Raw genomic sequence first — 12,907 nt, 5'->3', positions numbered from 1 at the left:
ACGGAGGCGCGATGAAGCGTGCGGGAACCGATGCGGGAGCCGAGAGGCGTACGGTGACGGCGGGCGTTCGGTCGCGCGGGCGACGGTGGACGGCGGGGCTCACGGCGAGCCTGGCATTGCTGCTCATGCCGGCGGCGGCGTGGGCGGAGGACGACAGCGATCTCGACGGGATCGCCGATCCGAACGACAACTGTCCTGCCGTCGCCAATCCGGATCAGCGGGACTCGGATGAAGACGCGGTCGGCGACCGCTGCGACAACTGTCCTGTCGCGGTGAACCCGGACCAGCAGGACGCGGAGGGGGACGGCGCCGGCGACACCTGCGACGACGATGACGACGACGACGGGGTCATCGACGCCGACGACAACTGTCCTGTCGCGTGGAACGACGACCAGGCGGACGCCGACGGCGACGGCGCAGGAGATGTCTGCGACGACGACACCGACGCGGACGGTGACGGCGACGGGGTCCCCGACGAGATCGACAACTGCGCCAGCGTGGCGAACCCGCTCCAGGAGGACCGGGACGACGACAAGTACGGGGACGCCTGCGACAACTGCCCCGCGACGCGCAATCCGAACCAGGAGGACCGCGACGGCGACGGCACCGGCGACTTCTGCGAGCCGGACATCGACGCCGACGGCGACGGGCTGCTCAACGCAGAGGACAACTGCCCGGCGGATCCGAACCCGGACCAGGAGGACACGGACGGCGACGGCATCGGGACCGCCTGCGATCCGGACAGCGACGACGACGGCGTCGTCGACTGGGAGGACAACTGCGCGCTCGCGCCCAACCTCTTCCAGGAGAACACGGACGGCGACGAGCTCGGCGACGCGTGCGACGACGACGACGACGGCGACGGCGTGCCGGACGGCGACGACAACTGCCCGCACGTGCAGAACCAGGACCAGGCGGACGGCGACGACGACGGCCGCGGCGACGCGTGCGACCTCCCTGCCGACGTCGATCGCGACGGCGACGGCATCGCGGACGAGAGCGACAATTGCCCGGATGCGCCGAACCCCGATCAGACGGACGCCGACGACGACGGCGCGGGCAATGCCTGCGACGACGCGGACGGCGACGGGCTGACCGACGCGGCGGACAACTGCGACGAGGAGCCCAACCCCGATCAGGGCGACGGCGACGGCGACGGGCAGGGCGACGCGTGCGACGTCGACGACGACGGCGACGGCGTGCTCGACGCAGCGGACAACTGCGCCGCGGTCCCGAACCCCGATCAGGCCGACGGCGACGACGACGACGAGGGCGACGCGTGCGACGTCGACGACGAGGACGACGACGACGACGGCGTGTCGGACGGCGACGACAACTGCCCGCGCGTGGCCAACGCGGATCAGGCAGACGCCGACGCCGACGGGACCGGCGACGCGTGCGACGGCAGCGGCGCGGGCGGCGCCGAGGCCACGGCGCCGGAGGTCTCGTCCGGCCTGGTCTGCGCGATCCAGCGCGGCGCGGGCGGCGGCGCGCCCGTCGGCCTCGCGGCGCTCCTCGCGGCCGCGCTGGGCCTCGTCCGGCGCTCGGGATCGGCGCGGCGGCGACGATGAACCGAGCTGCCAGGCCGCCACGAGAGCGTGGTGAGCGCCTGGCCTGCCGCTCGGCGTCCACCTGCTGTTCGACGCCCGGAAGAAGACCATGGAGCCGCCAAGACACCGAGGCTGCCGGGAGAGAAGCAAGATAGAGAGCGCCTGACCTCGGGCGCCTCCTCGGTGTCTCCGCGGAAACACAAGGTGGGTTGTTGCCCCGGAAACACAAGGTGGGTCGTTGCCGCATGCCGGATGCGGGCGGGCTCTGCCGGCCTGCGCTGTCCGGGCATTTCGCGGGGCGTGCATTTTCGTGAGCCGTGGACTTCCGCTGGTGTAACTGCTCTGGCTGAACGCGCCGGAACGCCGCTCCGCAGCCCGGGCTGGGGATAGGAGCGCAGGCGCCACCTCTGGAGACACCATGCGCCCTGTGCTGCCGCTCTCTCTCTCGCTGCTGATCCCCGTGTTCGGACTCACCCTCGGAGCCGGCTGTAGCGACAGCGCCGTTGACGGCGCCGCCCCGTCCGGCGGCGCGGGCGCCAGCGACAGCGGCACGGGCGCCGGCGACAGCGGCGGCGGCAGCGCGACCGGCGGCGGCAGCGCGACCGGCGGCGGCAGCGCGACCGGCGGCAACGGCGGCGGAGGGGCTGGAGCGGGCACCGGCACCACGGGCGCCGGAGGGAGCCCGGTCCCGACGACCATCGTCATGTGCCAGGGCAAGACGTACGCGTGCGGCGATCTCATCGACAACGACGGCGACGGGCTCCTCGACTCTCAGGATCCGGACTGCCTCGGCGCGTGCGACAACACCGAGGACAGCTACTACGGCGGGATCCCCGGCCAGGCCGGGCCGGCGTGCACGGTCGACTGCTACTTCGACCAGGACTCCGGATCCGGCAACGACGACTGCCACTGGAACCACCAGTGCGATCCGAACGAGGTCGCGCCCGGGTATCACCCCGAATCCAGCAACGGGACGATGTGCGCCTACAACCCGGAGGCCTCGACGCCCGGGGCCCAGGGCAGGAGCTGCAGCGATCTCAACAGCGAGCAGTCCGCTCTCTGCCACGACACCTGCGGTCCGCTCACGCCGAACGGCTGCGACTGCTTTGGCTGCTGCGAGCTGCCCGCGGGCAGCGGCCTCTATGTCTGGCTCGGCTCCGACGCCGACGGCACCGGCGAGGGCTCCTGCTCGCGCGACGGCATCTCGGACCCGAGCCGCTGCGAGCCCTGCACCCCCGTCGACGCCTGCCTCAACGACTGCGGCCGCTGCGAGCTGTGCCTCGGCAAGGAGACGCTCCCCGCCGACTGCTTCGAGACCGGCACCGGCGGCGGCGACGCGGGCGGCGGCGGTCCCGCCGGCGGCACCGGCGGCAGCGGCGCCGGCGGCGCCCCGGGGACCGGCGGCAGCGGGACCGGCGGCGACTCCGGAGGCCAGTGCGCGCCGGGGGTCCAGCCGTGCGGGCTCGCCGGCCAGGATCCCTGTGCCGCGGACCACTACTGTATCACCGGCTGCTGCCAGCCCGTCGTGAACTAGCGCTTCGTTTGCTCGTGTTCTCCCTGGAATCGAAGACGGGGAGTGAATCACGAAGACGCAGAGGAGGCCGAGGCGCTGTGAGCACGCGCCTCCGTGCCGCTGTGTGCCTGTGGTTTATTGCGCCCACGCGAGCCGGGGGATGAGCCCATGGGCGCGGCGCGGATCGCCCGCGCGCCGAGGAGCTGTACCTGCGGCGATGAGAGAGGGTTTGAAAGGAGACCAGTCCATGGTGATGCGCTCGATGGCTGCTGGGGTGCTTTGCGCCTTGATCGGGGTGGGGTGTGGCGGAGACGACGACGATCAGCCGAAGAGCTGCTCGGTGGCCGAGCAGACGGGGTGCGCCGCGCCGCAGGTCTGCGAGGAGGTCGAGGGCGCCGAGCCCGCCTGCTTCGCCCCGGTGACGCTGAAGGGCCGGGTCTACGACTCGCTCGACGACAAGGCGATCGCGGGCGCGCGGGTGCTCGCCCGCGACGCGAACGACGCCGTGATCTCCCGGGTGGCGGTCACCAGGGAGGACGGGACGTACGAGCTCGCCGTGCCGGCCCGGCGGGACGCGAACGGCGTCCCTGTCAAGGCCGATATCACGCTGCGCGCCGACGCGCTCGCGTACGAGACCTTCCCGAAGGCGCCCCGGGTCGCGCTGCCGATCGACGTCTCGACGGCGGCGGGCACGCCGCTCACCCTCGCGTCGGCGGCCACCGAGATCGCGCTGCTGCCGCTCGCGGACAGCGAGGGGCTCGGCTCCGTGTCGGGCGTCGTCCACGCCGACGCGCCGGGCGGGACGCTGCTCGTCGCGGGCGGCGCCACGGGGGCGGCCGATCTCGACGGCAGCTACACCATCTTCAATGTGCCTGCGGGCGAGGTCACGGTGAAGGGCTATGGCGCCCGGCTCGCGCTCGACACGGCGAGCGCCGCCGTGAGCGCGGGCAAGGAGACGAAGGGCGTGGACCTGCACGCGACCGGGGAGGCCACGGCGGTCGTGAGCGGCAAGGTGGAGATCGTGAATGCGTCGGGCGGGAGCGCGACCTCGGTCATCCTTGTCGTGGCCGACACGTTCGACGAGGCCACCGCGCGCGGCGAGACGCCGCGAGGGCTCCGGCAAGGCGATGTCAGCGGGGATTTCTCGATCGCCGGGGTGCCGGACGGCGAGTACGTGGTCCTGGCCGCGTTCGAGAACGACGCGCTCGTGCGGGATCCGGACACGTCGATCGGCGGGACCGAGATCGTGCGCATCACGGTGGCCGGCAGCGATCTGCCTGTCCAGGCGTCGTTCAAGGTGACGGGCGCGCTCGCTGTCGTCTCGCCCGGCGCGAGCACGATGGACGAGGTGAGCGGGACACCGACGTTCGTGTTCGAGGACGACTCGAGCGAGGACATGTACGAGGTGAGCCTGTTCGACGCGCTCGGGGAGAAGATCTGGGAGAACCTGGAGGTGCCCAGGGTGTCCGGGAGCGAGAACGTGACGGTCGCGTATGACGGTCCGGAGCTCGTGCCGGGGATGATCTACCAGTTCCGCGCCACCTCGAAGAAGGACGGCACGCCCATCTCGCAGACCGAGGACCTGAAGGGGGTTTTCCTCTACAAGTGATCCCCGGGCAGGGCGCGCGCGACGCGGGGATGGCGCCGTCAGCGGCGACGGCGACACGCGCGGCGCGCGGCGCGGGGACGCCGCCGTCAGCGGCGACGGCGACGGCGGCGCGCGCGGCCGAGCGCGAGGAGGAGGCCCATCAGCGCGAGCGCGCGGGGTGTGCCCGACGCGGGCGCGGTCTGGTCGCCGATCGCGGCGTACGTGCAGCCAACGCAGAAGCAGCAGCACGGCTCGGGCGGCGCTCCTCCCGCGGCGTGACCCCCTTCCCCTCCGCCACCGGCCGCGTCTCGGCCACCGCCGGTATCTCCGCCGCCGGAGCCGCTGGCCGCGGCGCCCCCCGCACCCCCGGCGCCCTGGGGCGATCCTCCCGCACCGGAGGGCGTTCCTCCCGCACCGGAGGGCGTTCCTCCCGCACCGGAGGGCGTTCCTCCCGCACCGGAGGGCGTTCCTCCCGCACCGGAGGGCGTTCCTCCCGCGCCAGAGGGCGTTCCTCCTGAACCGGAGGGGGAGCCTCCCGCACCGGAAGGCGCCCCTCCCGTACCAGAGGGCGACCCCCCCGCGCCGCCGCCGCCCGTGTCCCGGCCGCCACCCGCATCGCCGCCTGCGCCGTCTCCCCCGGCGCCGCCGTCGCCCATGTCGCGGCCGCCTCCCACGCCGCCGCCATCGCCGTTCGGACCTCCGCCAAGGCCGGTGCCCGCGCTGCCCCCGGCCCCTTCCACGGGGAGGGCCGGCGTGCTGTGACACCCGAACAGCGGGTGGCACGCGTCCGCGGTCGTCGGATCCCGATCATCGCAGTCGAGGGGGATGCCGCTGATGCAATTGCCCTCGAAGCAAAGCTCGATTCCATTGCAGAGGTCGCTGTCGTCGCAGCGGGCGCCGTCCGGCAGCCTCACGTCGTCCGGGCAGCGCCCCGCGCCGTCGCAGTACTCTCCGGGATCGCACAGCGAGCCCGAAGGGCGGCAGAGCACCGTCGGCGGCTCGATGGCGCACAGCGCCGAGCAGCAATCGCCGTTCAGCACGTTGCCGTCGTCGCACGCCTCGCCTCGCCCGAGCACGCCGTCCCCGCAGATCGCGGGCAACACCGTGAACACCGTCGGATCGGCCGCGCCGGCGAACAGCGCATCATCCGTGGATGCGCTCGACTCGTTGACGCCGTCCGAGTCCGCGTCGAAGAAAATGGTGCCCTGGTTCCGCACGACCAGCCCCTCGGTGAGCGGCCTGATCCGCGTGTCGATCGTGAGGACCACCCACTCCCCGGGTTCGACCGTCCCGCTCCATCCGACCGTGTTGGCGAAAGGGTCGGCCGAGACGGCCCCCTTCTCCGCGAAAGCACCGTTCAGCGAGAGCTCCGGCGGGAGCACGTCGATGAACTCGAACCCCGCGTTGTCCGGCTGCGCGCGCCCGCCCGTGTTGTGGATGAGCACGGAATATATCGCGTTGTCCCTGGCCTCGCGGTCGGTGAGGACGGTCATGTACCCGATCAGGCGGACAGGAATCGAGACGGCGGTCTCCTCCTTGGCCTCGTTGTCCGCCGGGTCGGAATCGTGCTCGCGCGCGGTGACCTTGGCCGCGGTCTCGATCTCGGCGGCGACCACGGTCGGCGCGAGCGCGGGCGCAACCACGGTCACCGCGATCGACGCGCTCGCCCCGGAAGCGAGCGAGGCGCGCCGGCACACGAGCCCCTCCTCCTCACCCAGGTTGCACGTCCAGTCGACCCCCGTGGCCCCGACGAAGGTCGCCCCGACAGGCAGGACGGACGTGACCTCAACGTCGGTCGCGTCGCCGGGCCCCTCGTTCGCGACGGTGATCGTCGTGGTGAGCTGCGCGCCGGGCGCCACCGGGTCCGGCGCGTCCGTCAGGGTGACGGCCAGGTCCGCCCCGCAGGCCCCGGGCGCGACCGGCACCGCCGCGAGCACGACGTTGTCGATCGCGACGCCGCACGGCCCGGAGCGACCGATGTCCGTGCAGATCTGGCTGTCGTCCTGCGTGTAGTCGAAGCGGAGCTGGACGGTCCGCCCGCGCATCCCCTCGCCGGGGAACCGGATCGACACCCGCTTGGTCCCGCCGGAGCTGCCGGACCAGACCGACTGATCCGAGAGGTAATCCGGGTCGTCCCGGGCCGGCAGGTGCTTCGGGAAGTGGTGGACCGCGCCGGTCACGATCTGCTCGGCGAACGCCTCGGCGAGGACCGCCCGCGGCGTGGCGCCGGCCGTGAGGTCCTCGATGCGCAACGTCAGTCCGTCGAACGCCTGGACCAGCTTTTGCGGGTCGTCCTCCAGCTCGTAGGTGAGATCGAAGTCGAGCATCACGAGGGAATTTTCTGTTCCCTCTGGAATCGTCACGGCGGGTGAGACGAGGGAGACGTGCGCCGCGGTTGGGTCCTCGTCGTGGAAGGCCGCGTTGTTCCCGGGGGTCAGCGTCTGCGAAACGACCCAGGTTGAGGTGGAGGCCGGTCCGCCGGCGCGCTCCGACCGCCAGTCGGAGGGCAGCGCGGGGGCGCCGGCGGCGTCGAAATCCTCGCGGAGGAGGACGTCCGGGGTCCCCGGGCCGCCGGTCTCGAGGCGGATGGGCAGCTCGATCGTGCCCTGATCGGAGCTCACTGTGAGCGTCAGATCGATCGGCGCGCCGGGGGTGAACGCCCGGTCCGTGCGGAGGAGGAACGGCGCGTCGCTCGCGACGGTGCGGAGCGGCTCGATGTCGGGGTAGGTCGCGCTCGGCCTCGCGACGGTCACGGAGGGCGTCTCCGTGGCGAGCGTGGCCGTGATCCCGGAGACGGTCGTCCGGCCGGAGACCGGGTTGAGGAGGTGGTTCTCGAGGTAGACGCCGACCTCGACGAGCTCCCCGGGATCGACGCGCTCGTTCGCGAGCGCGCCGCACGCCGGATCGGCAACCCGGGTGCCGGCGGCGCGCAGCGGGGGAACGCGCGCGAATTCGTCGAGGACATCCAGATGGACGTTCGGCGCGATCATGTGAGCCGATGCCGGCTGCCCCTCATCGAACCTGGGTGCGCCGGCACCGGCGCCCGCCATGCTGAAGACGCTGTAGAGCTCGCCGGCGAGCGCGACGCCGCCGATGCGCTCACCCAGGTTGAGGCGGGACGCGTCGTTTCCGTGCCCCGCGTGGAAGGGGCGGTCCGTGATCGGCGCGGGCGGGCTCCAGGTGGCGCCTCGATCGATCGACGCGGTATGCACAACCTCGGTCAGATCGCCCGACCTCGCGACACCCTGGTCGTAATAAACGACGTGCGCGGTACCGGTCGATCTGTCGACGGCGACGAACGGGAAGAACTGGGCCCGATCGTGCCCCGGATCGCTGTTGAGGAGGACGGCCGCGCCGGTGGCGCACGGGCCCGTGAAGGCGCGCAGCGCGATGTCCCCGGTCCCCCCGTCGCCGCTGCGCTGGTAAACGACGTAGACCTGCCCGGTGGCGAGATCGACGTCGATCGACGGGGAGCTCCTGGCGTGGTCCACGCCGGGGACCTGATCTTCCGGGGGGTAGCCGGCGTCGTCGAGGAGGACGGGCGGTTCCCACGTGGCGCCCCCGTCGGTCGACCGGCGACATCCGATGTTGCGCAGCGAGGCTCCGGGCTCGATGGAGCGCCAGACGGCGTAGACGATCGAGTCGCCGTCGGTCGTCCCCGGGAGGACGCGCGCGCTCGGCCCGTCGAGATCGCCGCCGGCCGGCGCCTGCGCGAGCACCGCCGCGGCCGACCAGGTCTGGCCGAGATCGTCGGAGTGGCTGTACAGGATGCGCGGCGACGCGCCGCCGCGCTGGACCCAGGTGACGGAGAGCCGCCCGGTCGCCGCGTTGACGTCGAGGGAGGCCTGCTCGGCGCTCTCCCCCGCGACGAACGAGGGGGTCACCTCCGCAGGCGCGGACCACGACGTGCCCGCTGCGCTGCCGGAGCCTGATCCGTGAACGCAGATGCCCTGCACGCCATCGCTGGAGCGGACGAACGTGGAGGAGACGACGAACACGTCCCGGCGTGGATCGTGGGCGACGCGGGGCTCGCCGAGCACCTCGGCGCCGGACGCCGAGGGCAACGTGGGTTCGCCGTTCGGGCCGAGCACCTCGGCGAAGGTCCGTCCTCCGTCGGCGGAGCGCGCGATGCCCGACAGGCTGATCGGGCTGGCGAGCGCGCCGCGAGGATCGGTGTAGACGGCGACGAGGATGCTCGCGTCGGCGGTGGCGGCGATGGCCGCGTCGCGCTGCGCTCCGAGGGCCTCCGGCGCGTGCACCGCGAGGTCCGCGCTCCCGACGACGGCGAGCCGCGCCGCGCGGAGCTCCTCTGGTTCGTCACCGCCACACCCCGCGGCGAGCAGCCCGCCGATGAGCGACCAAGCGACGCTGCGTCGAGCGCGCATAAGCACCTCCGAACAGAGATCGATGCCGCAGGGTCGCAAGCGGTGACGACTTCCCCCACATCGTTCCGGCCGGGCCGGCGGCGGCGCGCGGTGTGCTCCGGTCGTCGCCGGGCTGGCGTTGAGGCGCGCTGCGCTCCGGTCGCCGCCGGTCGCCGCCGGCGCGGGACATGCGCCCGGCGTGGAGGCCCTGTTCGACGAGCTTTCCCGCTCTTCCACGCCGGCGGGCCGCAGCGGCCCTGGGCGGCGCGCGCGGACGGCCGCGCGAGGCGGGGCGGCGGCCGCGCGAGGCGGGGCGCCAGCGGCGGCCGCGCGAGGCGGGTCAGCGGCTGCGCCGCAAGGCGGGATCCGCGCTGGCCTGCGGACCGAGCGGGTCGGCGGGGCGCGCCGGGAGCACGAGATCCGCGAGGCGGCGGGCCGCGGCGAAGGCGACCTGCGCGTCCGCTCCGGGGGCCTCACCGACGTTCGCGCGCCCGCTCAGCGTGAGCGCCGCGATCCCGTGGAGGCCCGCGAAGAGCACGTGGGTGTCCTCGGCCGGGCGCGCGCTGCCGTGCCGGCGCACGAGCTCCACGAAGGCGCCCCACAGGGGGCGCGCGAGCCGCAGGCGCCCCTCGTCGCGCAGGCGGGCGCGGTCGAAGCGGCGCTCGGCCATGAGCCAGTAAAGATCCGGGTGCCGGAGCGCGAACTCGACGTAGGACACGGCGAGGGCGCGCGCGTCGTCGCCAGCGCGCGCCCTCGCCTCGAGCAGCTCCGCCAGCCTCCGCCACCCCGCGCCGTCGACACGGATGAGGAAACCATCGAGCGAGCCGAAATGGTGGTACAGCACCATCGTCGTCTGGCCCAGGAACGCGGCGATCTTGCGGGCGGTGAGATCGTCGCGCGTGAGCCGACCCTCGCAGAGCGCCCTGAACACGCGATCGACCGGCTCGTCGACGTCCATCACACCCATGCCCCCGATCCTGCCACACCGCGCGTCCCGGGTTGACGCCCTGAACATAACACTGTTATGTCGTGATGACATGGGAACATCTGACGACGGCAGCGACCGCGACGACGGCGACGAGAGGGCGTCCTCCGGGGCGCAGCGGCGGGGCCGGCTCCGGACGCTCGCGGCGGGCGCGCTCGCGGCGGGTGCGCTCGCGGCGGGCGCGCTCGCCGGGGCGTGCACGTCGCGCCCGCAGCCGGCGGCGGACGACGCGCCCGCGGGGCCGTACGAGGTGGTGGACGGGTGGCCGCGCATCCCCGAGGGGATGACGTTCGGCCCGGCGCTCGACGTCGCGGTCGACGGGCGAGGGCGCGTGCTGGTCAGCCATGCGGCCGGGCGCACGTCGGGGAACGACGCGCCGATCGGCGAGGCGACCATCCTGGTCTTCGATCCGGAGACAGGGGAGCTGCTCGACGCGTGGGGAGAGGGTTTGTTCGTCTATCCGCACGGGATCGAGGTCGACCCGAACGGCTTCGTGTGGGTGACGGACTCCGAGCAGGACCGGGTGTTCAAGCTGACCCCGGAGGGAGATGTGGTCATGACGCTCGGCGTGGTGCCGTGATGCGCGCGAGGACATGGCTGCTCGCGGCGCTCGTCGCGCTCGCGGCGCTCGGGTGCGCGGTGAGCCCGGAGCAGCTCGATCGGCCCACGAACGTGGCCTTCGGCCTGGACGGTGACGTCTATGTGGCGGACGGCTACAACCACGCTCGCGTCGCGCGCTTCTCCGGAGACGGGGAGTTCCTGATGGAGTGGGGAGAGAAAGGCTTCGGACGGGGGCAGTTCGACACGCCCCACGGCATCGCGACGGATGACGCGGGGCGGGTCTACGTGGCGGACCGGGAGAACGCGCGCGTGCAGATCTTCAGCGCCGACGGCGACTACATGACGCAATGGAAGAGCGCCGCGCTGGGGCGCCCCTGGGCGATCGCGTTCGGACCGGATCGCCACATGTACGTGGTCGACGGGGGCGACCAGGATCCGGAGCGACCGCGGGGGCATGTGCTGCGAGTCGACCTCGACGGGACGATCGTGGACCGGTGGGGCACCGCGGGGGACGGCCCCGGTCAGCTCGACTGGGGGCACGGCATCGCGGTCGCGCGGGACGGCAGCGTCTACGTCACCGGCCTGAGGGGCCGCGGGGTGCAGAAGTTCCGGAGGGCGAGGTGAGCGGGGCGGCGCGCGCGCTCGCGCTGGCAGCGGCCGCGGGCGGCGCGCTGGCCACGGCGCCGAGCTGGGCGCAGGGGGCGGGCGAGATGCCCATGCGGCCGGCGGACCGCGGGTATGTCGCGCTCTACGGCGTCGTCTCGGCGTCGCCGCACGACAGCGAGCAGGCGACGGCGCACGTCGCCCAGCAGGCGGCGGCAGGCGTCCGCCTGAACGGGTGGCTGAGCGCGACCGTGGATGTGACCTCGGCCTTCACCACATTCCAGGTACAGGGCGAGGCGCGGCGCTCGTCGTTCCGGGTCGGCAATCCGTTCGTGACCGTGCAAGCGGCGCTGGTCGAGGAGGGAGAGCGCTCGATCCATGCCGGGCTCGGGGCTGCGCCGCCGCTCGCGACGTTCCCTGGAACGATCCCGGCGAACACGGAGGTCGAGTACAACTACGCGGTCGCGACCGCGGCGCGCGGGTTCGCGGATCCGTGGATGTGGGCGCCGAACGCGATCCCGGTCGCGCTGCTGCTCCGCACCCGGGCGGAGCTTGCGACGCGCGTGGTGGTCGGCGCCGCGCTGGAGCCAGCAGTGCTCGTCTCGGTGAACTCGAATCCGTCGCGCGTCGCGATCGTGGCCGCCGCGCACGGCGGCTTGCGGATCGGGCCGCTGACGCCGGGGCTGCGGGTGCAGATGTTCGCGCAGTCGGCGCCGCTCGCCGGGCGCAACTTCTCGCAGTGGTCGGCGGGCCTCTACGCGAACGCGGAGCTCGGGGTGGTCTTCGTGCGCGCGCAGGGCGTGGTCAACCTGGACGCGCCATTCGGCCTGGCCGGACAGCGAGGGGCGACCGTGTGGGGGGCGTCGCTGGGCGGCGGGGTCCGCCTGTAACGGGGAGCGCACCGCCGCGAGCCACCTCCTGCGGACGGCTCACCGAGGGTCTGCGGTTGATCGATCGATCGCTGGATCGATCGCAACCACGGTCGATCGATCGAACGCTCGAACGCAACCACGGTCGGTACGGCCGGTCCAGTCCCACAGTCCAGTCCGGCGCAACCACGGTCGGTACGGCGACCACGGTCGGTCCGGCGCCGGGGGTGGGTCACAACCACGGTCGCAGTCCGCGGTCGGCAGTCGGTGCCGGAAAGCAACCGACCCATGTTGAGCCCCAGCCCCTCTGCGCCCCAACCCTGGCGCGTTGCGCGACCGGCAAGTGATGGCGGCAGCGTGACGACATTGACTGGCGGAAGTGGCGGATGGGGTGGCGGCCGCCACCCGTGCGAACGCTATGAGCGCGTCAAGATCCCAGGAAATCAACATCCCTTCTCTCTGGCACGGGGCTTGGAACTCCTCCGACCATGAGTCAGCCCCGCGCAATCGTCCCCGGCGCTACCTACCTCCTCACGCGCCGCGTCCTGCGAAGGCACTTCCTCTTGCGTCCCGATTCAGCCACAACAAGGCTCATAATTTACACCCTGGCCATATCAGCTCGCCGCCATGGAATTCTCGTGCACGCGCTGTGCGTGATGTCCACGCACCTTCATCTCGTTGTCACTGACACCCGTGGCCAGCTACCACGATTTCTCCAACAGTTTCATCGACTTGTCGCGCTCGGCATCAAGGTTCTGCGCGCGTGGGAGGGCCCAGTGTGGGATCACGGGGCGACGAGCGTGGTACACCTGACAACAAGGGACGCCCTGGTGGAGAAGATAGCTTACACCCTCGCAAATCCAGCGATCGCTGG

Annotated in this window: 8 protein-coding genes; 6 read left to right on the top strand and 2 right to left on the bottom strand. The window is 72.6% G+C overall.

Annotated elements, in window-relative coordinates:
- The first annotated feature begins 11 nt into the window (after positions 1–11).
- The 3 genes from WMF24_RS13485 to WMF24_RS13475 all read left to right on the top strand — a co-directional run bounded on the left by WMF24_RS13485 (position 12) and on the right by WMF24_RS13475 (position 4,672).
- Positions 12–1,571: a thrombospondin type 3 repeat-containing protein gene (locus WMF24_RS13485; RefSeq protein ID WP_437736794.1), complete on the top strand. Its 1,560-nt coding sequence runs from the start codon at positions 12–14 to the stop codon at positions 1,569–1,571.
- A 397-nt stretch (positions 1,572–1,968) separates the two neighbouring features.
- A complete protein-coding gene (locus tag WMF24_RS13480; protein ID WP_437736793.1) occupies positions 1,969–3,084 on the top strand; it encodes a hypothetical protein in 1,116 nt (371 codons plus the stop codon).
- 226 nt (positions 3,085–3,310) lie between these two features.
- Positions 3,311–4,672, top strand: a complete 1,362-nt coding sequence (locus tag WMF24_RS13475) for a hypothetical protein (RefSeq protein WP_437736792.1) — start codon at positions 3,311–3,313, stop codon at positions 4,670–4,672.
- Between the two features lie 86 nt (positions 4,673–4,758).
- On the opposite strand, the gene WMF24_RS13470 is transcribed toward WMF24_RS13475, so the two are convergent.
- Together WMF24_RS13470 and WMF24_RS13465 are read right to left on the bottom strand one after the other, a co-directional pair.
- Positions 4,759–9,036: a CARDB domain-containing protein gene (locus WMF24_RS13470; RefSeq protein ID WP_437736791.1), complete on the bottom strand. Its 4,278-nt coding sequence runs from the start codon at positions 9,034–9,036 to the stop codon at positions 4,759–4,761.
- Positions 9,037–9,355: 319 nt separating this feature from the next.
- Positions 9,356–9,982, bottom strand: a complete 627-nt coding sequence (locus WMF24_RS13465; protein ID WP_437736790.1) for a TetR/AcrR family transcriptional regulator — start codon at positions 9,980–9,982, stop codon at positions 9,356–9,358.
- A 70-nt stretch (positions 9,983–10,052) separates the two neighbouring features.
- Between WMF24_RS13465 and WMF24_RS13460 the strand changes: the two genes are divergently transcribed.
- From WMF24_RS13460 to WMF24_RS13450, 3 genes are read left to right on the top strand one after another with little or no spacing between them, the layout of a single operon-like run.
- Positions 10,053–10,580, top strand: coding sequence for a hypothetical protein (locus WMF24_RS13460; RefSeq protein WP_437736789.1), 528 nt, complete (start codon positions 10,053–10,055; stop codon positions 10,578–10,580).
- Positions 10,580–11,185: a hypothetical protein gene (locus tag WMF24_RS13455; protein ID WP_437736788.1), complete on the top strand. Its 606-nt coding sequence runs from the start codon at positions 10,580–10,582 to the stop codon at positions 11,183–11,185. The genes WMF24_RS13460 and WMF24_RS13455 overlap by 1 nt, the downstream gene beginning before the upstream one ends.
- Positions 11,182–12,054, top strand: coding sequence for a hypothetical protein (locus WMF24_RS13450; RefSeq protein WP_437736787.1), 873 nt, complete (start codon positions 11,182–11,184; stop codon positions 12,052–12,054). Before WMF24_RS13455 ends, WMF24_RS13450 begins: the two co-directional genes overlap by 4 nt.
- The last annotated feature ends 853 nt before the right edge of the window (positions 12,055–12,907 follow it).

Origin of the sequence: Sorangium sp. So ce1335, assembly GCF_051521615.1 — a bacterium.
Taxonomy (GTDB): domain Bacteria; phylum Myxococcota_A; class Polyangia; order Polyangiales; family Polyangiaceae; genus Sorangium.
This window is presented reverse-complemented; position numbering and strand designations above follow the sequence as displayed.